At 46.1% G+C, this 24,974-nt stretch carries 21 protein-coding genes; 9 read left to right on the top strand and 12 right to left on the bottom strand.

Translation table 11 applies throughout. The features are described from left to right. Window positions 1-7: 7 nt before the first annotated feature. Both ACO0LE_RS01195 and ACO0LE_RS01190 read right to left on the bottom strand, forming a co-directional pair. Window positions 8-379, bottom strand: a complete 372-nt coding sequence (locus tag ACO0LE_RS01195; RefSeq protein WP_422958585.1) for a flagellar protein FlaG — start codon at window positions 377-379, stop codon at window positions 8-10. 92 nt (window positions 380-471) lie between these two features. Next, window positions 472-2,268 (bottom strand): flagellin, encoded by a 1,797-nt coding sequence (locus ACO0LE_RS01190; protein WP_422958584.1) that lies wholly within the window; start codon window positions 2,266-2,268, stop codon window positions 472-474. A gap of 561 nt (window positions 2,269-2,829) precedes the next feature. Here ACO0LE_RS01190 and ACO0LE_RS01185 point away from each other — a divergent pair. Further along, a complete protein-coding gene (locus ACO0LE_RS01185) occupies window positions 2,830-5,409 on the top strand; it encodes a tetratricopeptide repeat protein (protein ID WP_422958583.1) in 2,580 nt (859 codons plus the stop codon). Here the strand turns inward: ACO0LE_RS01185 and ACO0LE_RS01180 are convergent. From ACO0LE_RS01180 to ACO0LE_RS01155, 6 genes are all read right to left on the bottom strand, one after another. Next, window positions 5,406-6,113 (bottom strand): methyltransferase domain-containing protein, encoded by a 708-nt coding sequence (locus ACO0LE_RS01180; RefSeq protein WP_422958582.1) that lies wholly within the window; start codon window positions 6,111-6,113, stop codon window positions 5,406-5,408. The genes ACO0LE_RS01185 and ACO0LE_RS01180 overlap by 4 nt on opposite strands. 33 nt (window positions 6,114-6,146) lie before the next feature. Beyond that, window positions 6,147-6,848 (bottom strand): methyltransferase domain-containing protein, encoded by a 702-nt coding sequence (locus tag ACO0LE_RS01175; RefSeq protein WP_422958581.1) that lies wholly within the window; start codon window positions 6,846-6,848, stop codon window positions 6,147-6,149. 65 nt (window positions 6,849-6,913) lie between these two features. Beyond that, on the bottom strand, window positions 6,914-7,600 hold the full coding sequence (locus tag ACO0LE_RS01170) for a WbqC family protein (protein ID WP_422958580.1): 687 nt from the start codon (window positions 7,598-7,600) through the stop codon (window positions 6,914-6,916). Window positions 7,601-7,627: 27 nt separating this feature from the next. Then, window positions 7,628-8,737 (bottom strand): DegT/DnrJ/EryC1/StrS family aminotransferase, encoded by a 1,110-nt coding sequence (locus ACO0LE_RS01165; protein ID WP_422958579.1) that lies wholly within the window; start codon window positions 8,735-8,737, stop codon window positions 7,628-7,630. Window positions 8,738-8,867: 130 nt separating this feature from the next. After that, window positions 8,868-10,541 (bottom strand): GGDEF domain-containing protein, encoded by a 1,674-nt coding sequence (locus ACO0LE_RS01160; protein WP_422958578.1) that lies wholly within the window; start codon window positions 10,539-10,541, stop codon window positions 8,868-8,870. Between the two features lie 90 nt (window positions 10,542-10,631). Then, complete coding sequence (locus ACO0LE_RS01155; protein ID WP_422958577.1) at window positions 10,632-11,279, bottom strand: response regulator; 648 nt, start codon at window positions 11,277-11,279, stop codon at window positions 10,632-10,634. A 149-nt stretch (window positions 11,280-11,428) separates the two neighbouring features. On the opposite strand from ACO0LE_RS01155, the gene greB reads away from it, so the two are divergent. Then, window positions 11,429-11,977 (top strand): transcription elongation factor GreB, encoded by a 549-nt coding sequence (greB, locus tag ACO0LE_RS01150; RefSeq protein ID WP_422958576.1) that lies wholly within the window; start codon window positions 11,429-11,431, stop codon window positions 11,975-11,977. A 31-nt stretch (window positions 11,978-12,008) separates the two neighbouring features. Here the strand turns inward: greB and ACO0LE_RS01145 are convergent, their stop codons facing one another. The 4 genes from ACO0LE_RS01145 to ACO0LE_RS01130 all read right to left on the bottom strand — a co-directional run bounded on the left by ACO0LE_RS01145 (window position 12,009) and on the right by ACO0LE_RS01130 (window position 16,242). Next, window positions 12,009-14,318: a RelA/SpoT family protein gene (locus tag ACO0LE_RS01145; RefSeq protein WP_422958575.1), complete on the bottom strand. Its 2,310-nt coding sequence runs from the start codon at window positions 14,316-14,318 to the stop codon at window positions 12,009-12,011. Between the two features lie 43 nt (window positions 14,319-14,361). Further along, complete coding sequence (rpoZ, locus tag ACO0LE_RS01140) at window positions 14,362-14,565, bottom strand: DNA-directed RNA polymerase subunit omega (protein WP_262838389.1); 204 nt, start codon at window positions 14,563-14,565, stop codon at window positions 14,362-14,364. Window positions 14,566-14,579: 14 nt separating this feature from the next. Next, entirely contained in the window at window positions 14,580-15,221 is a 642-nt protein-coding gene (gene gmk / locus ACO0LE_RS01135; RefSeq protein ID WP_422958574.1) for a guanylate kinase, read from the bottom strand. Window positions 15,222-15,342: 121 nt separating this feature from the next. Further along, window positions 15,343-16,242: a YicC/YloC family endoribonuclease gene (locus tag ACO0LE_RS01130; RefSeq protein ID WP_422958690.1), complete on the bottom strand. Its 900-nt coding sequence runs from the start codon at window positions 16,240-16,242 to the stop codon at window positions 15,343-15,345. Between the two features lie 323 nt (window positions 16,243-16,565). Between ACO0LE_RS01130 and ACO0LE_RS01125 the strand changes: the two genes are divergently transcribed. The 7 genes from ACO0LE_RS01125 (at window position 16,566) to ACO0LE_RS01095 (ending at window position 24,947) form a co-directional block, all read left to right on the top strand. Next, a complete protein-coding gene (locus ACO0LE_RS01125) occupies window positions 16,566-17,579 on the top strand; it encodes a serine/threonine protein kinase (RefSeq protein ID WP_422958144.1) in 1,014 nt (337 codons plus the stop codon). A gap of 111 nt (window positions 17,580-17,690) precedes the next feature. Then, a complete protein-coding gene (locus tag ACO0LE_RS01120; RefSeq protein WP_422958145.1) occupies window positions 17,691-18,626 on the top strand; it encodes a PP2C family protein-serine/threonine phosphatase in 936 nt (311 codons plus the stop codon). Window positions 18,627-18,639: 13 nt separating this feature from the next. Continuing rightward, window positions 18,640-19,371, top strand: a complete 732-nt coding sequence (gene rph, locus ACO0LE_RS01115) for a ribonuclease PH (protein ID WP_422958573.1) — start codon at window positions 18,640-18,642, stop codon at window positions 19,369-19,371. Between the two features lie 2 nt (window positions 19,372-19,373). Further along, window positions 19,374-20,009 (top strand): RdgB/HAM1 family non-canonical purine NTP pyrophosphatase, encoded by a 636-nt coding sequence (gene rdgB, locus ACO0LE_RS01110; RefSeq protein WP_422958572.1) that lies wholly within the window; start codon window positions 19,374-19,376, stop codon window positions 20,007-20,009. A gap of 295 nt (window positions 20,010-20,304) precedes the next feature. Beyond that, complete coding sequence (gene hemW, locus ACO0LE_RS01105) at window positions 20,305-21,564, top strand: radical SAM family heme chaperone HemW (protein WP_422958571.1); 1,260 nt, start codon at window positions 20,305-20,307, stop codon at window positions 21,562-21,564. Window positions 21,565-21,719: 155 nt separating this feature from the next. Further along, window positions 21,720-22,931, top strand: a complete 1,212-nt coding sequence (locus ACO0LE_RS01100; RefSeq protein WP_422958570.1) for an EAL and HDOD domain-containing protein — start codon at window positions 21,720-21,722, stop codon at window positions 22,929-22,931. Continuing rightward, window positions 22,932-24,947 carry a putative bifunctional diguanylate cyclase/phosphodiesterase gene (locus ACO0LE_RS01095; protein WP_422958569.1) on the top strand — a complete coding sequence of 672 codons (2,016 nt, stop codon included), beginning with the start codon at window positions 22,932-22,934 and terminating at the stop codon, window positions 24,945-24,947. The last annotated feature ends 27 nt before the right edge of the window (window positions 24,948-24,974 follow it).

The raw sequence follows: 24,974 nt of genomic DNA, 5'->3' as shown, positions 1-24,974 counted from the left end.
AAGTTACCTATGCTTGTTGCTTAATTAGCAGGCCTTGCAACTTATCCAGTGATTTTGAAATCTCAATCGCTTCTTCAGTCGGAATTTGACGCAACACTTGTTTGGTTTGCTGGTCTACTACTTTGACCACAACACGCTTATCGTCGTTGTCGACTGTAAACTCAACGCCTTGTGAACTAGATTGAATAGATTTATTGATGTCTTGAACTGCTTTAGTCACGTCAGCAAGACTAGGACTTTTGTTCGCCTGACTTACAGCTATTTCAGTAATAGTTGGTGCGGCTGCTTGTGCTGTAGAAATTGACGCATCGGAGCTGGTTTGTCGGTTAAGTACTACTGCCACATTTGTATTGGAATTACCAATTGACGAGATGTCCATGATCATTTCCTCTAAGTAAAAATTCCCCTGATCAAAAAATGACCAGGGGATTAGTTCTTGCTAATGAAAATTCAGCGAATAATCATTAGATATTAACGAAGCAGAGCTAATACACCCTGTGGCAAGGCATTCGCTTGCGCCAAGATCGCAGTACCAGCTTGTTGCAATACTTGACCACGCGTCAAACTTGCTGTCTCTTGTGCGAAGTCTGCATCTTGAATACGGCTACGTGATGCAGTGAAGTTTTCTGCACTCGTTTGCAAGCTAGTTACTGCTGATGACAGACGGTTTTGGTATGCACCCAGTGACGCACGTGAGCTATTGACTGAAGCGAGAGCCGCATCAATTGTTGTCAAGGCAGAAGTAGCACCAGACGCTGTCGACAAGTCGAGTGACGAAAGGCCAGCACCCGCAGTAACAGTTGCAGCTTTAGTACCGGCTGTCAGACCTGCAGCAGTAGTACCTGCACCGGCAGCGGCAGAAATAGTCGTTGTACCAGTTGTGTAGCCAAACGCAGTATTTGCAGCAGCAGTCGCCGTAATATCAAAGTTTGCACCGTTGACTGACGTCAATGTAACAGCACCAGCAGCAGTTGTACTTGCGGAAACACCAGTTTTGCTTGTGACTTTGTTGATTGCATCTGCCAGATTTTGACCAGTAACACTTGCCTCTGTACTTGCTGCAACAGTGCCAATATCAACGCCATTAATCTTCAAGTCACCTGCAGCAATACCTGTGGATGCAGCCGTACCAGAAGTATCTCTGATATCAGAACCTGTCGATACAGTAATACCTTTAGTGCTGCTAGAGGATAAATTGACTTGAGCAGACGTAGTAACGGAGTAGGCAAGGCCAGCAGTTGCACCTGTTGTCAAACCAGTTACGTTGTCGTCTGAACCAGCTGCCGCTGCTTTTTCAATCGTGATGTTGCGACCATCAGTGGCCGTCAGGGAAACTGCACCTGTCGTGGTGTCATAACTTGCTGTTACACCAGTTTGTGACGATTTTGCGTTGACCGCAGCGGTAACTTGAGAACCACGTTCTGCCGCAGAACCAGCTGCACCGAGAGGGCCAAGATCAACACCGTTGATTTTGATATCGCCCGCTGCTACTGCTGTTGCAAAGCCAGTTGCACCAGTGCCGGTGATTGTGTTGGCACTGACTGTTGCTGTTACACCTGTGTTGCCTGAAGCAGCATTGATTGCAGCAGCTTTTGCAATGGCGCTACCGTTGGAGTCTTTATATGACACGCCGTCAGCACTTGATGCACCAACGTTAAAGCCATTAATAACCAAGCCGCCAGCACCCAACGCATCAGTTGTCGCAGCGGAGCCGGACAAGTTTGTTGCGTAGCCTGATCCAGAACCAACACCTAATGAGGTGGATTTTGCACTGGCAATTGAACCAATTGTAATTTGGTCGTTGCTAGTACCGTTTGCACCGACTTGGAATGTTTGATTAGTAAAGCTACCATCAAGTAAATTCACGCCGTTAAAGTTAGAGTTGCTTGCAACACGATTTATTTCAGATACCAACTGGCTGGCTTCGTTGTTCAGAGCAGCGCGATCACTTGCGCTGTTAGAGCCGTTGGCTGCTTGAACAGCCAGATCACGAATACGTTGCAAGTTATTACCGATTTGAGTTAAATCGCCCTCAGCGGTTTGCGCTAAAGAGATACCATCGTTCGCGTTACGTGCTGCCTGGTTCAAACCACCGATTTGTGAAGTCAAACGCTGAGAAATCGCCAAACCTGCGGCGTCGTCTTTTGCGCTGTTGATGCGCAAACCGGAAGAAAGACGTTGTAAAGATGTATTTAACGATGCTTGTGAAGTCGTCAGATTGCGTTGCGCATTCAGCGATGCAATATTGGTATTGATAAATGAAGCCATTTTAATTCTCCTTACCTAAGTTAAAAATCGGCACTAGCCTTAAACTTTGGTCTGTTTCTGTGACTACAGCACCGCCGTTGTTTCAGGTAACGGACAGGTATCGAAAATATTTAATTTGTTACTGCAAATAAATATTTTTTTTTGAACTAAAGTTTTTATTCTCACTCCGCTGAACGACGAATTTTGAAAATACTTTAGGGTTAAATTAAATTTATTTAACATTGCTAAAAGATAAATTTTCATCAAAATTCTAATTTAATTAATGTTAAATGAGCAATTAAACTACTTCTTAGCTATGCACTTAATAAAAATTAGGTACGCATGGCAATATCTTGAATGATGAGGCACATTTTTTATGTCACAACGTCATTGCCGCCTTAAAGCGTATTAGCAAGTTGCCATTTATTGTTTATGTGAGTTAAATGTGGATATTTCTGCCTCTAATCAACGCATGCTTGGCGGCTAAGTTTGTTATTGTTTAAGAGCCTCTGCGTAATTCTGTTGATTAGTTCGTTTCACACCCAATCCATTGCGGATTTGTCCAATTTGAGTAAATAAATAATGATCGAAAATAAGCCTGCTCTAGAAGTAAGTGACAGTGAGATAGAGTCGTCAGCGATGGATATCGTGTTAACCGAAATCATGCAATCTGCGGATACTCTTTGGCGTAACGGGGAATCGGCTCAGGCAATCGATACATACAAGGCGCTTCTTGCTGAAATGCCGAGTTATTCTGATGCGAGTTATAAATTGGCTTGTATTTATCTGGAGGCACAAGATTTAGCAAACGCAGCATCTTTTTTGGAGCAGGCGATCCAATCGAAGCCGACGGCGGTAATGTATTGGGATCAGTATTTGCATGTTCTTCGCCTGTCGGGTGACGAACAAGTTTTTCAAGAGGCGGCGTTTTTGCGAAATCAAATTTTGAGTTCTCAGGAACCTATTGTTGGACAGGATGCATCACATGAGCGTGTAGATCTCACAATTAATATCGAAAAAAGTGATTCTACGCAAAAAGAAATCATGTCTCCGCAAGTCGCTGTATCTAAAACTGTTTCATCAACAGAAAAGTACTTGGGGGACTTGTATCACAAAGGTAAGTTTGCAGAGATCCTTAAATATGCCGAAAAAGCGACTAAAAAAAATTCTGGTGATTCTTTGGTATGGCGTTATAGCGGATTAGCATTAATTGGTTTGCAAAGATTGGATGAGGCCGAAACGCACATGTTAAAGGCCGTTGAGTTAGCGCCGTCCGACGCAATCGCACAATTTAATCTGGCGCTCATTTTTGTCGCAAAAAAGAAATACCCGGCAGCCGAACTGTCATATAAATCTGCGCTCGCATCGAACCCGGAGATGCTTGAGGCTTGTAATAATTTAGGTAATCTTTTGCGGGCTCTGAAAAAATTTGACGAGGCAGAGTTCTATTTTCGAAAGGCAATTGAGATTGACAGGAATTTTGCTGTCGGTTACCTCAACCTTGCTGCGCTACTAAGAGAAAAGAGACGATTGAGTGAGGCTAAATATTTCGCTGAGGAGGCGGTCAGGTTAGCGCCGAATCTTGCGGATTCACATAACGCACTCGGTGCAATATTGCAGCTTTTGGGTGATTCAAAATCCAGTTTAATTCATTTAGAGCGCGCTATCGCATTGCGTCCTGATTATGTAGAGGCTTTATTTAATATCGGGAATATATATTTCGATCAAAATGAGATTTTGCTTGCTCAAAAATATTATGAGCGCTGCATAACAATTGATTCATCACTTGCATCTGCCCACCGCAGTTTAGGCAATATACTTCACACGCTCGGCGGTCGTCAGGATCAAGTCGAATCGCTTTACCGCAAAGCATTAAGTTTAGATCCAACCGATACTACGGCGTTTTCTTCCCTATTATTTTTTTTGGTGGAGTCTTTTAAGGCCAGCCCAGCGTTGGTATTTGAAGAGCATAAAAACTTTAGTGTTCGCTACGAAATACCGCTTATTCCATTCTGGCCGAAACATACAAACAACAAAAACCATGATCGACCATTACGAGTGGGATTCGTTTCCGGAGACTTTTTTAATCACGCTGTTTCTTCCTATATCGGATCAATTTTAAAAGAACTCTCTACAAAGACACAACTCAGTCTGTTTGCGTATTACAACCGTGATCTGGAAGATGAGGTAACTCATCAATTAAAGTCAAATTTTGTCAGCTGGAGAAGTGTTCACAATTATTCGGATCTTGAGCTTGCACAAGTAATCGAAACCGATCAAATCGATATTTTGTGTGATTTATCTGGGCATACAACCAATAACAGACTGCTTACCTTTGCACGTAAGCCAGCACCCGTTCAGTTTAGCTGGATAGGTTATCCAGGGACTACTGGATTACGAGCGATGGATTACTACGTGACCGATCGTTATTTGGTTCCGGCGGGTGATGCTGAAATGCAGTTTTCCGAAAAAATTGTCAGATTACCTGTTTGTACGCCTTTTGAACCTTATAAGAATTCCCCGGAAATATCGCCACTACCAGCCTTAAAAAATAAGAGTCTTCAATTTGGTAGCTTTAATCGCATCAGTAAAATAAGTGATTCGGTTATACATATCTGGTCGGAAATATTGAACGCGCTTCCAGATAGTCATATGATTATTGGGGGACTTCCGAAAAACCATCATCCTGAGGACATGATCGCTAAATTTGCAGCAAAAGGTGTTGTGAAAGAGCGACTGACTTTTCTTCGAAGAAGCAATATGGAGGAATTCTTAAAACAGCTTCAAATAGTCGATCTCTGTTTAGATACCTTCCCATACACAGGCGCGACAACATCTATGCATGGCCTATGGATGGGAGTGCCAACCTTGACGCTCGCTGGCAACAGCTCTTTTAGCAGGGAAGGACAGGCTATTTTGCAACATCTTCAATTAGAACAATTTGTGGCAACAGATAACGACGATCTAGTACGCAAAGCAGTATTCTTGTCCAGCAATAGAAATGATCTGGCAATTATTCGTTCTGGACTGAGACAGCGGGTCTTGCAATCGGATTACCTGAATCCAAACAAAATTGCTGTCGCTTTCGAAAAAGCGTTGCGTGTTATGTGGTACCGGTGGTGCGATGGACAACCAACCATTTCCTTTAACGTCGACGATTAGGTTGTTGTGATTTGGTTTGAATAAATACGTGTCTGTGCCAAAGGAAGAGATCCCATTTTTTCGTAAATCAATTTGTACCCATGTTTGGTAATAATTTCACCATGGACAGGATAGTTGTAAATGATGATAGATTTTGATGACGATAGATTAGCAATTACTTTTTCTAAAATAAATTCATCAAATGGGTTCGCCAGGTAAATAATGAGTTTATCGCCATAAGCCTGAAAACGGGTTTTCGTCGCATCTTCATAAGAATAATTGCCATCATCATGAAACACCCGCTGATTGTTGTTTCTGGCGATATTTAAAAATGGTTCATAATAATCAATGCCAAATATTGCTTGCGATTTTCTAGCCTGTGCGCATGTTTTACGCCATGTCAAAACGACTTTACCTTTGCCGCAACCTATGTCGATGAAACTGTATTCTGAGAATTCATTTCCAATCAATTTATCAATTACATGAAATGAGTTTTGTATTTCTGATGTCCATGAGGACATATAAAAAGTACCATGTTCAAAATTTTCCGGGATAGTCTCATGCTGATTTTTGGGCAGCCATGTATGAGTATCCGTGTTGTTGAGCAAGTCAAACAGATGTGTTTCTACGAAATATTTGAAGGGTAATTGGATCCCCCTTGCTTGATACATTCTCCAATAATCCGAAATGCCAAATTGCGGGTGTTTGATATTATGTTTAAGCATTAGTCATTATTGTAGAAAAGCAGAAACGGCATCTCAAAGATTAGATAAAATCGTAGTTTCAGCATTGGGGTGAGGCCCCTTGTGTTCGTAGAGGATTTTATATCCCGAGTCGATAATGACCTGAGCATGGACAGGGTTGTTATAAATAATAATGGACGGATGATCGCGTAATCGCTCCATTACCTGTTTCAATATGATTTCGTCAAATGGATTGTAGAGATAAACGATGATCTTTTTTCCAAATTCATTAAATTCAGTTTGCGTTGCGTCTCTCAATAAAAACATACCTTCTTCGTTAAACACTTTGCTGTAATTTTTTTTTGCGATCGCAATTAGTGGTTGATAAAAATCAATTCCATACACAGCTTGTTGTTTTCCTTCTCGCAAGCATTCCTGTTTCCAAACGATCACAACCTTTCCTTTGCCGCAGCCAATATCGACAAACGAATAGTCATCGAAATCGGTTGCTAACAAGGATTTGACGATCTTGAAAGAATTTTGGATTTCGTTGGTCCAGGAACACATATACATAAATCCGTGTTCAAAATTGTCTGGTTTTTCCTCAAAATTATCTTTGGGAAGCCAAGTATGTGTATTCGTTTTGTAACGTAGATCAAACAGATGTGCGTGCCGGAAGTAGTTGACTGGTAACCATATGCCGCGAGCCTTGAACATTCTCCAATAGTCAATCAGACCAAACTTGAGTTCACTGAGTTGATGAATATTGTTTGGCATAGTAGTCGGGGGTGTGTGAAGCTGACAATTAGCGTTATAGGGTTCGGTTTGGTTAATAAATCTGATCAAATCAGGTGATAATTTTTGATAAGTTTTGATATTTGTGACGGTGTATTAAACATCAGCACGTCGATGATCGATAGGTTGGGAACAAAATCTGTAAACTGCGTATAAGTAATCGGTTCAGACTGGATAAATGAAAGTTCAATCCCTCTTTTTTCAAAACTCTCGTGGTCATACAGCTCTTTACCACCAATCGCATTGATATAGTGGGTCGCTCCCAGTTCCTCGCAGATAGCGATCACTTTTTCCTGACCATGCAATGTGTTGTCCTTGTTGATTGACGACGAAATTCGCCAATCAATCTTGATACCCAGGTAATCAATCACCTCCTTTAACTGATGAGTTAAAAATTGTGCGAGATTATTTTCGCTGTTCATCAATATGCGCTGAATCAAAGGAGACGCTTCATGAAAACACGGCGCTTTTGCGTAGCTGTGACGGATTGTTTCCAGTAGCTTATTTGAATGGTCTTTAATACTAATCTGGTTAATGAGTTTATTTGGACTTTGCTCATCAAGCGGCAAGGTTATTCTTAGACTTTTGGACTGATTCAGAATGAAATTTCGATTGATCCAGCCACCCTTAATATAATTTACGTCGTCATAGATTACAAAAACATCGACAGCATCGATTAGCTGAAAATACCCTATATATGGGAATAGATAGGGTTGCATGATGGCTATTTTCATCGACGGATGGTTTCTTGGATGATGCGATCAGTTCGCAATAAGTTCAGAAATATATGTTACTTCTTCGATTTCTAGTGCGGGATAAATAGGAAGACAGAGCACCTTAAGCGACGCCCCGGTTGCGACTGGGAGATTGTCATGATGCGCAGAGACTAAACCTCTATACATAGGGAAATTCGAAATCAATGGGTAAAAGTAGCGACGGCCAAAAATATTTTTATCCTTTAGCTTTTGATATAAGGCGTCTCTACTCAACGGATATTCTGGTTCAACCAGAATAGGAAAATACGCAAAATTGGACGATACATCGGTGCTTTCAGGGAGCAAAGTAATTCCCTTCACGTCTGCGAGTAGCTCACGGTATCTATCAGATATTTGGCGACGCTTATCTAATGCCTTATCGATATGTTGTAGTTGAAGTAAGCCAAATGCGGCGTTGACCTCGCTCATTTTGCCGTTGACACCGTAGGCAACAACGGTCGTTTCGTCAACAAAGCCAAAATTTTTCAAATGATCGATATGTTGTTTTGTTTTGGCGTCTGGGCATATAATGCAGCCGCCCTCAAATGTGTTGAAAACTTTCGTCGCATGAAAACTTAATACCGACAAATCGCCGCAGCTCAGAATACTTTCGCCCTTACGTTTTACGCCAAAAGCATGTGCCGCATCGTATATTACTTTGAGATTATAGTTATCAGCAATTCGTTGAATTGCATCAACATCACAAGGTCTCCCGTAACAATGAACGGGCATGATTGCGGTCGTGTTGGGGGTAATCGCAGCTTCTATTTTTGTCGGGTCTAAATTCAGTGAAATGGGATCAATGTCTGCGAAAACAGGCTTGATGCCGTTCCATAATAAAGAGTGTGCTGTCGCAACGAAAGAATAGGGCGTTGTAATGACCTCACCAGCAATCCTTAAGGCTTGCAGCGCAGTAACAAGTGCAATAGTCCCGTTGGTAAACAAGGAAAGATGCTTTACGCCTAAATAATCACACAGTTTTTCTTCCAGTTCGTGATGAAAAGGACCACCATTCGTCAATATTTTTGAGTCCCAGATTTTTTCTAAATAGGGGATGAATTCTTCTAATGGAGGAAGAGAGGGTTGTGTGACATAAATTGGATTTGTCTTCTCCATACCCGGTCTCTCTACAAAATAGTGAAGGTGGCTACGATTAACTTCTTGCGTAGGTTGTTATTGTAGGCGGAGATCAGGTCAGGCGTAAGCTTGATCTAGTCGGGTTTTACTCATTAATTTGACTGATTGACTAATTTGCCTTCACTACGCGATTTTTACCAGTCTTCTTGGCTTCATACATCGCTTTGTCTGCACGCTTTACAACGGCTTCTTGAGCTTCGTTCGGGCCTCTTAGCGCCACGCCCGCGCTAAATGTGATGAACAGGCGTTGCTCATTGGCAGTGAAAAAATGAGTCGTCAATTCACGTTGCACCCTGGTCATGGCAGAGGCGGCTTCGTCCAGATTTGTTTCTGGCATGACGATCAAAAACTCTTCACCACCATAACGCGCTATCACATCAATGGAGCGGAGTGTTTTTTTGACGATGCGAACCAGATGCACCAGAGCTTCATCACCTGCGGCGTGCCCATGTGTATCGTTGAGTTTTTTAAAGTTGTCCAGATCCAGCATGGCCGCACAGAGAGGGGTGCCGCGACGGTCGGCTCGATCGGCCTCTCGTTCAAACACGTCATCGAGTCCGCGCCGGTTAAGGCTGCCTGTTAATTGGTCTTCACGCACTAATTCGCTCATGTGAGCGAGTTTGTCTTCGAGTTCTTTAATTCGAACTTCCGCTTCTTTTACTTCTTTTTGTGCGACGATCATCATCTCATGTGACCGCATGGTTTCCGTTTGTACGGTGCGGGTTTCATCCAATATAGACGCAATGAGTTGATCGACTTCGATCACATCTTTGCTTTGACGAATCTGATCTGCATAGCCGCCCATTTTGCTGTGATAGGTTTCTGTACTGACCGTCATGACACTGAGGCGATCAATAAAGGTCGCCATCATGTTTTTAACGGAAGTTTTCGATTCATCGATGCTGTGTTTGAGCGCACCTTGCTTATAAATGACGTCTTTGAGGCTTCTGGTGGCCTCTTGTAAAGCACGATGATCTATCGGTCCAGAAATCAGGCTTTGTACAACTTCGATCTGGCCGCGTAGCCAATTATCTTCATCGAGTAATTCGTGGACATTATCTAAGAGTAAGCCGAATAATCTTAACAACAACTCTTGCTGTTCAGCGGTATCGCCGCTGCTCAATTCAATTTGAAAACAAAGATGCTTGAGTCGTGACGCGACTTGATTCAGCGCTGTTTCGCTTTCTGCATCCCTGACGGCGATTCCCAGTGCTTCTGATTCTGTGGCAAGTGAGGGGTTCGGCTTGAGCACGGAAGCGAGAGCCAAAGTCAAAGTGCGGTACAGCAAATCTTTTAAAATTTTCGGACGGCTGTCCTCGACGGGAATATCGTCAACCAGAGAAATAGAGTTGCTCGCTGTACTCGCAATTGGTACGGGAATCGGATCTACCAGGCTGATAGAGTTACTTGGTTTGACTATTGTTTTCTCTGCTAATTGCGTAAGACCTTTGCTGTAATCGTCCCAGTTGCCCGATTTGATTGCGCGACTGAACCGATGACCAAAGTTACCCAGATCCCCTGGTGATTGCTTCAGACTTTCTGCGAAACCGAGTAGCAATTGTTCAGCGGCAGACGGTTCTATGCCTTCAGTTGATTGAGGTGACGCCGCCGGAGTGTCTGGTTTTGTTTCGGATATTTCATCAATGACACCGGATATTTCCTGATACAGCTTGCGATAAGCCTCGGGAGTTGGCGCAATTCTTTGAATTGCCAGTCGCCGGAAAGTTTCTCTGGCGATGTCAGTCGGTGTTTTGAACTGTGAATTATTAGGATTGTTTGACATGGTGCTTCCGCGCTTGAACTATCGAGTATCAGGAGGAGCTGCTGGTAACGGTAATACTGGATTCTAGTGTTTTTTTATGCCTTTGCGAACTTATTCAACAAGTTGATTTTTGATCGCGTAATGCGTCAGTTCTGCGTTGTGGCGTAATTTCATTTTTAACAATAAGCGTGCCCGGTATTCGCTGATAGTTTTGACCGACAGAGACAATTCTTTGGCAATGTCACTGACGGTTTTGCCAGAGGCAATCATCGTCAACGTCTGATACTCGCGATCAGACAGTGTTTTGTGCAGTTCGCCTTCATGCTCTTGATTGAGGTTGTTCGCAAGTTCCTGGGCGAGTTCTGGGCTAATGTATTTCAATCCAGATGCAATTTGACGTATGGCTTGCAAAATTTCAGTTGCGCTTGCTTGCTTATTCAAATAGCCAGATGCGCCGGATTTATGCGCCCGTATCGCATATTGGTCTTCTCTGTGTATCGAAAACATGAGGACGGACACTTGCGGCGATTCTTTTTTAATTTGTTTAAGAATTTCGATGCCATTTTTATCTGGCAGTGAAATATCCAGCATCATGATCTGATAAACAAGTTGCCGTGAAAGCCTGATTGCATCTAGCCCATTTTCGGCTTCTCCCACAATGCATATATCTTCTGTACTGCCGATGATTTGTTTTAAACCCTCACGTACGACTGCATGATCGTCAACGATGATAAGTTTGATGGCTGCGCTCACTGTCATGCATATACCTTGATCGAAAAAATACTGTTGCGGATAGAGTCTGTCGGCAATGACTATTGCCGTATTTACTGGTGTCTATTCTATAAGGCTTGCTGGTGTCGTGGTGCGCATCAGAGTATATTTTTCTGCATCTCCGCTACAATGCCAAAATGAATAAAGCATTTGTCAAAGAAACCGAGCAGGATGATGATCTGGAATTTGGCGTTCCCGAGATTCCTGCTGGCGTTAAAAATTATATGACGCCACAAGGCCATCAAAGGATGAAGGAGGAGTTCTTGCATCTGATGGACGTCGAGCGCCCTGAGATCGTCAATATAGTTCACTGGGCAGCATCGAATGGTGATCGTTCTGAAAATGGAGATTACATCTACGGTAAGCGCCGTTTGCGTGAAATAGACCGGCGTATCCGGTTTTTAACCAAGCGACTTGATATCGCAGAGGTTGTCGATCCGCGTGTTCATCATGAAAACGATCAGGTATTTTTTGGCGCGACCGTAACTTATGAAAACCAACAGGGTGAGGAGGTCACGATTACCATCGTTGGTGTTGATGAGTTTGATCCGCTGGCGGGCAAAATCAGCTGGGTATCGCCAGTGGCGCGCGCGTTGACCAAGGCTAGGGAAGGCGATACTGTCGTATTAAAGACGCCGGCAGGTATTGATGAATTGACGATTATTAAGGTGCAATATCCTGAGTAAGTCGTTCAAAAACTGATGTGAAAAATTAAATTCAGCCGTGTTCGCGCCAGATTTTGGCGACGCCATTGAGGTGCTTCACATTGCGCATCAGTCTGGCTAGGTGAGTACGGTCTTCAATCTGGATTGTGAAATGGATATTGGTCATATCGTTGGCCTGACCATCTTCCATGCTGACATGGCTGATATTGGCGTCTGACTCGCCAATCTCTGCGGCGATCCGTGCCAGCGCACCTCGCTCATTATTGACCATCACGACGACGCGACTATCAAAGCGACGGTTCAGGTCTTCACCCCAACTCACGTCAATCCAGCGGTCAGGTTCTTTCACCTGCATGCGTTTGGCATTGTCGCAGTCATCGGTATGAACCACTAATCCTTGATCACGCTTGAGCTGGCCGACAATCCCGTCACCGGGAATTGGCAAGCAACACGGCGCCAGCTGGACTGAAACGCCCTCGCTCCCATAAATAATGACAGGATCTCGTTTGGTACTGAGTTTGTCGCCGGCAAATTGCTGGAAAGGAATCGACGGAGAATCGTCTTCTACCAAATCCAGAATATGCCGTGCGACCAGCGCTGCCATGCGCTTGCCAATACCGATATCAGTATGAATTTCTTCCAGTGATTTGGCGGTTGACTCGTTGAGTAATTTGTCAACCAGGCTCTCCGGCAATTCTGGATTTAAATGTACTGCGACAAGGGCCTGTGCCAGCAATTGACGGCCGAGTTCTGTTGATTCGTTCAGGTTGATGGTACGCAGATAATGGCGGATTGCCGAGCGTGCCTTGCCTGTGCGCACATAAGTCAGCCAGTTTGGAGTAGGACGAGAGTTTGGCGAGGTAATGATTTCAACGATGTCACCATTTTTTAATTCGGAGCGCAACGGAACCGGCTCGTGATTAATTCGTGTCGCAATCGCCTGATCGCCGATATCGGTATGAATGTTGTAAGCGAAATCGAGTGCCGTCGCGCCGCGTGGCAGGGCGATAATTTTCGATTTTGGTGTGAATACATAGACCGAATCAGGAAACAGATCGACTTTGACATGCTCTAAAAATTCAGCAGAATCCCCTGTCTGCTTTTGAATATCCAGCAAGGACTGCAGCCAGGCATGGGTACGCTGCTGGAGATCTGTCAAATTGCCATCTTCATTTTTGTAAAGCCAATGCGCGGCGACACCAGATTCGGCGACCTGATTCATTTCTTGGGTGCGTATCTGAAACTCAACCGGTGTGCCGTAAGGTCCGATCAGTGTGGTGTGCAGGGATTGGTAGCCATTCGTTTTGGGAATGGCGATGTAATCTTTAAATTTACCTGGCATCGGCTTATACAGAGCATGCAAGGTACCAAGGGCGAAGTAGCTATTCGGAAAATTATCAACAACGATACGAAAACCGTAGACGTCCAGCACCTGCGAAAAGCTCAGGTGTTTATCGTGCATTTTGCGATAAATACCATACAGAGTTTTTTCGCGGCCAAAAACCTGAGTGGTAAGTCCAGCTTCTTTCAGCGCAGTTTTCACTGCTTCCATGATCTTATTGACTACCTCACGACGATTGCCACGCGCCGCTTTGACGGCTTTGGCGAGTGTGCGATAACGCATCGGATATAAATGCGCAAAAGCCAGATCTTGTAACTCGCGATAGATATTATTCAGGCCGAGCCGGTGCGCGATCGGCACATAGACTTCCATCGTTTCGCGAGAGATGCGACGCTGTTTTTCCGGTTTCATCGCACCCAGGGTGCGCATATTGTGCAGCCGGTCAGCGAGCTTGACCAGAATGACGCGCACGTCGCGCGCCATGGCTAGCAGCATTTTGCGGAAATTTTCAGCTTGCGCTTCGATCTGGCTTTGGAATTCGATTTTTTCCAGCTTTGACAAGCCGTCAACCAGCGCCGCAACCGGCGCGCCGAAGCGTTCAATCAACTCTTCTTTTTTGACGTCCTGATCTTCCATCACATCATGGAGTAGTGCCGCCATGATTGCCTGAACATCGAGTTTCCACTCTGCACAGATTTCAGCTACCGCAATAGGATGCGAGATATAGGGTTCACCTGAACGCCTGACTTGTCCCAAGTGCATTTCGTCTGAGAAGCGATAAGCTTCCTTGACTAGCTTTAAGTCAGCAGGCGAGAGGTATTCAGCTAAGCGGGTGGTCAGTGCGGTGATGGAGGCAACACCGGTCGCTGGTGCGCGTGGAACAGGATTTTCTGGCAAGGAAGGCGATACAGAAGAAGGCGATGGGGTCGATGAGTTCGATTTGGAGGGTGATCGTCGTGAAGCGACCTTCTCAGGAGAAACCGCGGCTGGAACAGAAGAATTGCTGTCTATAAGATTCATTCCGTTTAGTTCCCAGCCGTTTCACGGTAGTAGCGCTACAGAATTAAAGAGGTACTTTTTTCAACATTTCAATGCCAATTTTACCTTCCGCGATTTCGCGCAAGGCAACGACAGTTGGTTTGTCTTTTGAGTCCACTTTTGGTGTGTGACCTTGCAATAATTGACGCGCGCGATAAGTGGCGCACAGGGTCAATTGAAAGCGATTAGGGATGTTTTTCAGTGAATCTTCAATAGTAATACGTGCCATTTTCTTTCTTTCTATCATGGGTTGGCATGGATGCCCAATTGGGCAAACAGCGCTGCATTGCGGCTTGCTTGCTGCGGGAAGCGGCAGCGGGTCGCCTTGATGACTGCATTGAGTTCTGCCAAGGCGGTTGCAAACTCTTGATTAATAATAACATATTCGAACTCTGGAGCGTGCGCCATTTCGCCGCCAGCGGCCAAAATTCGACGAGTAATGATGTGCGGTTCGTCTTGTCCGCGTTTTTTCAGGCGCTCTTCTAGCGCCGGAATTGATGGCGGCAAGATGAATATCCTGATCGCGTCCGGGAATTGTTTTTTAACCTGTTGGGTCCCTTGCCAGTCGATTTCCAGCAAAATATCGGTGCCAGCTTGCATTTGCTGCTCAATCAGAATGCGGGAGGTGCCGTAGTAATTGCCATGAACTTCGGCTGATTCAAGAAACTCGCCCTGCGCTTTGCGTGCCAAAAAATCCTCTACCGTCGTGAAATGATATTCGCGACCATCCTGCTCACCGGGGCGCGGAGGGCGGGTAGTGTAAGAGATTGATAGCTTGATGGCGGGTTCTTGTGCCAATAAAGCATTCACCAGGGTCGATTTACCCGCGCCCGATGGGGCGGCAACCATAAACAGACTACCTGCAGTGGCTTTGGATGCGGACATAATGGTTCTCAAGCTTCTCAATTATGATTTTTTGGGGAGTATGCTTTAAAACTGGGCAATTTGCGCAAACTTTACCTAGTGATTAAAATATACTGGCAGTAGTATAAAGAAAAGTCCTAGTCTATTCAAGATTCTGTACTTGCTCACGCATTTGTTCGATCAGCAACTTTAATTCCATGGAAGCATCGGCCAGTTCTTTCAGTGCGGCTTTCGATCCCAGGGTATTTGCTTCGCGGTTAAGTTCTTGCATCATAAAATCAAGACGCTTACCGACTTGCCCGCCCTTTTTCAGGATATGCCGAGTTTCGGTCAGGTGCGCTGAAAGGCGGGATAATTCTTCTGCAACGTCGATGCGGATGCCATACAAGGTGACTTCCTGCCGTACTCTATCGAGTACCTCTTCGCGCGAGATGGTTTGAGCTGCTGGGTTGGCGTTGGCTTGCGACAGGCCCAGCGCCTCTTCCATGCGGCTGATGGCTTTTTGCTGGAACTGTTGTACGACCTGTGGCACCAGAGGAGTGATTCTAGTCACAATGGTTTCCATCGCGTCGATACGGTCGGTCAGGACTTGTGCCAGCGCTGCACCTTCGCGTTCGCGGCTGGTGATAAATGCTGTCAATGTCGTGTCGATGCCGCTGATGATCGCAGATTGCAGAGCGTCGGCATTGATTTCTGCTTCTTCAATCACCCCCGGCCAGCGCAGCAATTCGTTGCTGGACAATGGCACTGCGTCCGGGAATTGCTGACGTACTTGTGTTTGAAATGCTGCAATTTGAGTCAGGACGTCTGCATTTAATGCTTTAGAATTGTCGCTGCTGGTTTTTTTGCCGAAACTGAAGCGGCATTCGACCTTGCCGCGCGTCAGTTTGCGCGCAATCGCCTCGCGAAATAGCGGTTCTACTGACCTGAAATCGTCGTTAATACGGAATTGCAGGTCCAGAAAACGTGAGTTCACGCTCTTGATTTCTAGCGTGATGGTACCGGCATCGGTTTCATGGGTCTGGGCGGCATAGCCGGTCATGCTGTAAATGCTCACGTAATTTCCTTGTAATACGATAGGTTGAACAACAAATGCAAAATAAACGCAAAATAAACGCAAAATAAATACGAGGTAAATGCAAAGCTAGTACGAATTGGCTGTGTTCAGCGTGTTAAATAACATTCAAATACGTTCATACAGCTTGAATCTTGCGCAGGGTTTGCGTTATCCGGCACAGTGCTTATCGGCACGGAGGTTACATTTGGCGACAATATTGCAGTAGGGAAGCAGTTTGCTTTCTTGTTATCCTTTACAAAATCACCAAACATCAACACAATCCTCTCTATCAACGGATTTAGGACGATATGGCCGCACAAAATAACGCACCCTTGCCAGACGGGCTGGAGATTGCTGGATATCGCATTGTAAAGAAAATTGCATCCGGCGGGTTCAGTATTGTTTATCTGGCGTCGGACGAGGATGGCAATGCAGTTGCCATCAAAGAGTATTTGCCAAGCTCGCTGGCACTGCGTCAGCAGGGTGAACTGGTACCTGCTATCTCACCGGAAAACTTACCTATTTACCGTATCGGTCTCAAATGTTTTTTTGAGGAAGGTCGTGCACTGGCTCGTATTGCGCATCCGAATGTAGTCAGCGTTATCAATTTTTTCCGTGCCAATGAAACGGTGTACATGGTGATGGCCTATGAATCCGGCCGCTCGTTGCAAGAGCATATCTTGCGCCGCCGTGATAAAGGTGAAAAACCACTGGTGTCGGAACGCTTTATTCGCCGTATGTTTAATCACGTGATGAATGGCCTGCGTGAAGTCCATACCAACAAGCTGCTGCATCTGGATTTAAAACCGGCGAATATTTATCTGCGTCTTGACGGGACGCCGATCTTGCTGGATTTTGGTGCTGCACGTCAAACCCTGAAGACTGATCTGCCTAAGCTGTACCCGATGTATACGCCGGGTTTCGCGGCGCCGGAGTTGTATTCAAAAAATGGCAATCTCGGACCGTGGACCGATATTTACAGCATCGGCGCATCGATTTTTGCTTGTATGGTCGGCGCACCGCCGCAGCCATCGGATCAGCGTAAAAATGGCGATAAGATGGAAAACCATTACCGCAAACTCGATGGTTTGTATTCCCCCGAATTGATAGAAGTGGTGCGCTGGTGTCTGAAAATGGATCCGCTGGAACGGCCGCAGAGTGTTTTTGCGCTACAAAAAGCCTTACAGCTACAAAAGCAGCCACAAAAAGAACTGACCATGCTGGAAAAAGCCACGCAAAAATTAACTTCCTTATTTGCGCCAGCCCGAAAGAAACCTGTCGAAAGCGACCACACAACGATACAAGACCATACCGTACATTAATCTTGGATCTGGTCTATCCATGTACGGTTCTGGCATGGGTTGTTTGATCTGATTCTCCTCAATTATGCCGGTATGTTGCCAATGACCTTACTCGTTTTTAGAATTTAATCCATGCGTTTTTCCGTTTATCAAGAAAGTCATATTGGTGGCCGCAAGGTCAATCAAGATCGCATGGGCTACAGCTTTACCCGCGATGTGATCCTGTTGCTGCTGGCCGATGGCATGGGCGGTCACATCATGGGTGAAATGGCCGCAACGATCGCGATGCAAACGATCGGTAATTTATTTCAGCAGCAGGCCCATCCGATGATAGGGCGTCCGGAACGCTTTCTGGAAGATAGTTTTTTTGCGGCTCATCAAGAGATTCATCGATATCGTGAGCTGCATAATTTGCCTGAGACTCCGCGTACCACCATCGTTGCGTGCCTGATTCAGAATGGTCATGCTTATTGGGCGCATTGCGGCGATTCGCGCCTGTATTGGATGCGTCAGGGCCAGATCTTATTGCGCACTAAAGATCACTCGCGACTAGAAACCTTGATTGCTCAGGGGAAAGTTGATCCGTCGGAGCGCCATACCCACCCTGACCGGAATAAATTATTTAACTGCCTCGGTGCGCCAAATGCGCCGATTGTCGAGCTATCCCGCCGAGCCACTTTGCAGGCGGGCGATCTGATCTTTTTATGTTCGGATGGATTGTGGTCAGTCTTGCCGGATCATATGCTGGCACAGCGTTTAAACGATCACACTATCGTGCGAGCCGTACCCGAGCTGATCCGTTCCGCAGTCGATATCGCGGGCAAGCAAAGCGATAATGTGACGGCTCTGGCAATGATGTGGGAAGGCGATGACAGGCTAGAGGACTCTTCCATCATATCGACCAATACATTGCCGATAGGATCGATTACGACCACGATACAAGCGCCTGCTCCCGGCGAGCAGGACAATGTTGAAGCAGATGCATTCAACGAAGCCGAAATTGAAAAAGCGATTGCGGAAATTCGCAACGCGATTCATAAATCATCCCGCGTTACTACTAAACCTTAAATTATTCAATCCTATGCCTCATTCTATTCGTCCAAGCGGACGTGCGCCGGACGCCTTGCGTCCCGTCGTGATCAGCCGCCATTTCACTAAGCATGCCGAAGGTTCGGTATTAATCGAATTCGGCGATACCCGCGTCATTTGTACCGCCAGTATCGAAGATAAAGTTCCTGGTTTTCTGAAGGGCAAAGGGCAGGGCTGGCTGACAGCGGAATATGGCATGCTGCCACGGTCTACCCACACCCGCATGGACAGGGAAGCCGCGAAAGGCAAGCAATCGGGTCGCACTCAGGAGATACAGCGCCTGATCGGCCGCTCATTGCGCGCCGCATTTGATCTGGAAGCTTTTGGTGAGCGTACCTTGCATATTGATTGCGACGTGATCCAGGCTGACGGCGGTACCCGTACGGCAGCGATTTCCGGTGCCATGGTTGCGGCATATGATGCATTTTCAAAACTGGTTGAGCGTGGCGTCATTGCCGCCGTACCGGTAAAACATTTTGTCGCGGCGATTTCAGTCGGCGTCTTTCAGGGTGTTCCGGTATTGGATCTTGATTATCCCGAAGACTCTGCTTGCGATACCGATATGAATGTCGTGATGACTGAGCAAGGGCAGTTTGTTGAAGTGCAGGGCACTGCTGAGGGCGTCGCTTTTGATCGCGCTACGATGAATCGTTTGCTGGATCTGGCGCAGGAAGGGATCGCGGATCTGATCGCCTTGCAGAAACAAGTATTGGGATTGATGTAGCCATGACGTCTGTGACTGCACCCGCTATGAGCGTAGAAAACAATGGAAAAATCAGCGGGAAAAAAATTGTGCTTGCCTCAAATAATCAAGGCAAGCTGAAAGAATTTTTCCATGTTCTATCGCCTCTGGGTATTTCATTGCATGCGCAATCTGAATTTGCAGTGCCCGAGGCAGAAGAGCCTTATTTCACCTTCGTCGAAAATGCCCTGACCAAAGCGCGGCATGCGGCGCGAATGACAGGCTTGCCAGCTCTGGCAGATGACTCTGGCATTTGTGTGAATGCTTTGCAAGGTGCTCCTGGCGTATTGTCCGCTCGTTTTGCTGGCGAGCCAAAATCCGATTCGCGAAACAATCAGCATTTGATACAGCAACTGGTAGGATTTGCAGATAAGTCGGCTTATTATTATTGTGTCTTGGTGTACGTCCGCTCAGAGCATGACCCGCAACCTGTGATTGCCGATGGTTTATGGCATGGTGAGATCATTGACCAGCCGAAAGGGGAGCATGGTTTTGGTTACGATCCGCACTTCTGGATTCCATCTTTAAACAAGAGCGTTGCAGAGTTGACGCCTTCAGAAAAAAGTCAGTTGTCGCACCGTGGGCAGGCCTTGCGTACCCTGCTTGAAAAGCTGGCCTGAGGAATTTGAAATACTGGTGTGCCGATATGTCATGGAGCCACTTACTCCTAGCTTTTCTTCGTGTCTCCGTGTCCTCGTGTCTGTGTGGTGAGAGGTCTTGGATTTTGTATCAGCCCCCTCTACGCGATTTTTCAATTTAGAGTTTTTTAGAAGTCCCCAAAACTGAATCCGCAACGCTGGCGCGCCTTCTGGCCTTAAATGCCTCTAGAGGCCTTATCTAGCCTGCGGATTCTCTTTCGGATCTGTTGAGCGGCTCTCCGTTTTAGCGTCAAATCTACGTTTGTAAGAAACTACCATGATTCCAATCAAGCCGATTTCTTCGGTCCCTTTATCGCAGAAAAAGACGGAGTTGTCCGCCGTGCCACTAGATGTGGCCAGCCATTTTCTCGGTGCCGGTCAGTTTAATTTCACTAGCCTGCCGCCACTGTCGCTGTATATACACTTTCCCTGGTGCGTCAAAAAGTGTCCTTATTGCGATTTCAATTCGCATGAAGTAAAAAACAGTTTTGACGAAAACCTCTATCTGGATGCTGTGCGTGCAGATCTTGAAGCGGCTTTACCACTGATCTGGGGGCGTAAGATTTATACGATCTTCATTGGTGGCGGGACGCCTAGCCTGATGTCGGCAGCCGGACTGGATCGCCTGATGTCAGATGTGCGCACCTTATTGCCGGTTGACGGTGCAGCTGAAATTACCTTGGAGGCCAATCCGGGTACCTTTGAAACGGAAAAATTCCGCTCTTACCGTGATAGCGGAATCAATCGCTTATCGATTGGCATTCAGAGTTTTAATTCGCAACATCTGCAAGCGCTGGGACGTATTCATAACGGCGATGAGGCCAGACGTGCGATCGATATAGCGCAACAATATTTTGAGAACTTCAATCTTGATCTGATGTTTGCCTTGCCTGGACAGACGCTGGAACAAGCGAAAGCAGATGTCGAGACTGCTATCGCCTGTGCACCGCCACACCTGTCCTTATATCATTTGACGCTTGAGCCAAATACCTATTTTGCGAAGTTTCCGCCGGTGATTCCGGATGATGATCTGAGTGCGGAGATGCAAGAGTTGATTCAGTCCAGGATGCTTGCTGCCGGTTACGGTAACTACGAAGTCTCTGCGTATGCTAAGCCTGGCCGCGAATCACGCCACAACCTGAATTATTGGAATTTTGGTGATTATCTCGGCATCGGCGCAGGAGCGCATTCTAAGCTAACGTTTCCGCATAAGATTGTTCGTCAAGTTCGGTACAAGCAACCAAAAATATATATGGAGGAAAGTTTACGCGGTGCGGCAGTTCAGGAAACTGTGGAAATTCAACGACACGAAGTAGGTTTTGAATTCATGCTCAATGCTTTGCGCCTGAATCAAGGTTTCGCTGTGAATTTATTCAACGAACGGACAAGTTTGTTGTTGAACGATCTGGAAAAAGAGTTGACGGTCGCGGAGCAAAAAGGCTTGCTCAGCAGGGATCACCAGACAATTCGCCCTACTGAATTGGGCCGTCGGTTTTTGAATGATCTGCAAACTTTATTTTTAAGGGATGAGTCTTGACTAAGAATATTGATCGCAATCATTAAAGGGGACTTTTTTAAAGTCACACAACTTAAAGTAAAACTTTAATTGATGTTGCAACTTTACAACTTTACAAGTTTCAACATAGTATTTCGTGATGACTTAAAAACTACTCCAAGAGTAAAAACCAGCCCATGACTAACGCGAATGGTTTTAAATTACCGGTTACACCTCTTTCTCCTGTCGTCAATCATCAGCAACAGCTTGCCGCCTTGAGCATGCATTTTGAGACGAACTCTGTTGCACAATCTCTTCAGTTATTGCATCAATTCAAGCAGTGCGAATTTTTTGAAAAGCTGCCTGGAATTTTCTTATTTATCCCCATCGACGATCCTGCTGCATTGCCCGCGGATGTTGACGAGCGTATCGGCGCATCCAAAGTGGCGCTTCTGATTCCTGAGGCAGCATGTGGTGATAAAGATGTGCAAACCAGACTCAACTATCTCGCGAGTAAAGGCGTACGTCTGGTGGTTGACAACTTCGCGTCACGGTCAGAGTTGATCTGGAAAGATACCGCAGCAGTCTCAGTAGATTGTCATGCCGGAGTGCCGTTTTATATTAAGCCCTGGTTATCCGGTTTGCAAAGCGGCATGCGTGTCGCCAAAAAATTGGGAACATTCGCGCAGTTGCAAGAAGCGCTTGATGCGGGTTTTAGTCTGTTCGAAGGCGACTATGCCTTCCATCCTGCTCCCAGCGGCAAATCCGGTGATGCCGGTGCGAGAACACGGTTACTGAAATTATTAGGCTTGGTATCGCGTGATGCAGAATCCAGGGAGCTGGAGGAATTATTTAAGCAGGACAGCAGTTTGGCTTTTATGCTTTTTAAACTGGTCAGCTCTGCCGCATTTGCACAGACAGTCAAGGTCACTAGTTTTGGGCAGGCGATTAATTTGCTCGGACGCCGGCAATTGCAACGCTGGCTGCAATTACTGTTATACGCCCGTCAGCAAGACAGCGGCGGTGCGCTGAATCCTCTCATGCTGCGTGCGGCATTTCGTGCCAGCCTGATGGAAGCGTTGTGTCAGAAAAACGGCGGCAACAGGGACGAGCAAGACTGTGCGTTCATGGTCGGTATGTTCTCGTTGCTAGATACCTTGTTCGGCAGTCAGCTCAGTGAAATTCTGCAGCCTCTGAACTTGCTAGATGAAGTGCTAGCCGCATTGCTGCAGCGCGAAGGTGTGCTGGGGCAGCAACTGGCGCTCGTTTGCTGTGCTGACCGTACGCATTGTGGTGATGGTGTAATCGATAGCGAGCGACTAGCTGCGATTGGTGTCACTGAGACGGACTATTATGCGGCCATGATTAAGGCCTATGTCTGGGTGAATCAGGTTTGTCAGGATATGTAGATGAACCAGACCAAGGCGCTGACAGAATTCAGTTTGGGCGCGTCGCTTGGCGAGGCGGTCTTGTGCATGCAGGGGCGCCATCTCGACCAGGAGTTAACACGTATTGCTCAAGCGATCGTCAATTCTCCCGAGATCAGGTTTGTGCCACAACTTACTGAGACCATGAGCGCCGAGCATGAGCTTTGTCCGGTTTCGGCAGGAGCCTTTTATGTGCTCTCTGGTAAGAAGGGGGAGTACTCCGAATCAGATCTGGCAAAGCTGGCGATTCTGGCGCAACTCACCGCTAAATTGTTAGCAGCCAAAGCGCAGCTGGACCAGCGTTTCAAGGCCTCTGCCGAGGCGCAGTTGCAGCAATCGCAAATTCTCGATCAGATTCATGAGTCCGTAATTACGATGGATCTGGCGGGTTTTATCATCAGCTGGAATCGTGGTGCAGAAAATTTGTTTGGCTATAGCGCTAGTGAAGCAATTGGTAAAAATATTCTGTTTCTTTACGACGAGGAAGAAGTCGATGGTTTGCGCTTATTCGATTCTTTCCTTGAGGATGGCGGGCGTGAAATGGAAGTTCGTCGCCGCAAAAAATCGGGGGAAGTTTTTTGGGCTAGCCTGAGTCTTTCACCTTTATGCGATTCCAATACGCAGCCGATAGGGATGATCGGGTATCTCAGTGATATTACTGAACGCAAACGTGCTGAAGAACAGATCAATCATCTCGCTTATTACGATCTGTTGACCGATCTTCCGAATCGTACTTTATTTAAAAAACTGGTTGATAAAGCCTTGCTGCAATCGCAGCGGAATAATTCGATAGGCTCACTCTTATTTATCGATCTGAATCGCTTCAAGCCAATTAACGATACGCTGGGTCATGCAATCGGTGATCTATTGCTAAAACAGATTGCAGAACGGTTTCGTCTGGCATTGCGTGAAAATGATGTGATTGCGCGTCTGGGCAGCGATGAATTTGCGATTGGTTTGCTAGATATTCCTCAGGACATTCACGCCGGTCTGGTGGCGCAAAAATTATTGACGACCTTAGATCAGGCCTTTCTGGTTGAAGGGCATGAGCTGCGTATTGGTGCAAGCATTGGCATCAGTATTTATCCGCAAGACGGCATGGAGGCTGACCAGTTGCTGCAAAAGTCAGATATCGCCATGTTCAAGGCAAAGCGCAACGTCGAGCGCGCAAGCGGTAGTTATGCCTTTTACGATAACGAAATGAATCGCACCATTGCTGGCCGGTTGTATCTGGAGTCAGGTTTGCGTCGTGCCTTGCAGCATGCCGAATTCTTCCTGTTGTATCAACCGAAAGTGAATATTCTGACTGGTCAGATGATTGGTGTCGAGGCTTTGCTGCGCTGGAATCATCCTAAAAAAGGCATGATATCGCCAGCCGAATTTATTCCTGTCGCAGAAGAGACGGGATTGATTTTGCAGATTGATGCCTGGGTTTTGGAGACTGCCTGCGAGCAAGCCAGACAGTGGCAGGCAATGGAGATTGCACCTTTCAGGGTTGCGGTTAACGTCTCGGCTAAAGAGTTCACGTCAACATTGCCGAGCCGGGTTCGTGAGGCGCTGGCCCAATTCCAGATATCACCGGCATGGATAGAATTAGAAATTACCGAGAGTATGCTGATGCACAGTGCCGAGAGTGTCATCACGATCATGGATGAAATCGCGGCACTGGGTGTGACATTGTCACTCGATGATTTTGGTACTGGCTATTCCAGTTTGTCGTATCTGAAACGGTTTCCTATCAATGCGCTGAAAATTGATCGCTCGTTTATTCAGGGTGTGCCAACGGATAACGATGACTGTGCGATCGCCGGTGCGATTATCAGTATGGCCAAGAAATTACGTCACAAAGTGATTGCAGAAGGCGTCGAAAATTGGGAACAGCTATCATTTTTAAAAGACGCAGGTTGCGATGAAGTGCAGGGATATTTTTTTTCGCGCCCCGTAAGTTCTGATCAGATTACAGAGATACTGACCGATGGTTTTCATTTTTCTGTGTGATCGCGCGAAAATAAATGCCGCAAACCT

Origin of the sequence: Undibacterium sp. Xuan67W (assembly GCF_049340165.1) — a bacterium.
Taxonomy (GTDB): domain Bacteria; phylum Pseudomonadota; class Gammaproteobacteria; order Burkholderiales; family Burkholderiaceae_D; genus Undibacterium.
The sequence above is the reverse complement of the archived record's forward strand: the minus strand, read 5'-3'. Positions and strand labels throughout refer to the sequence as shown.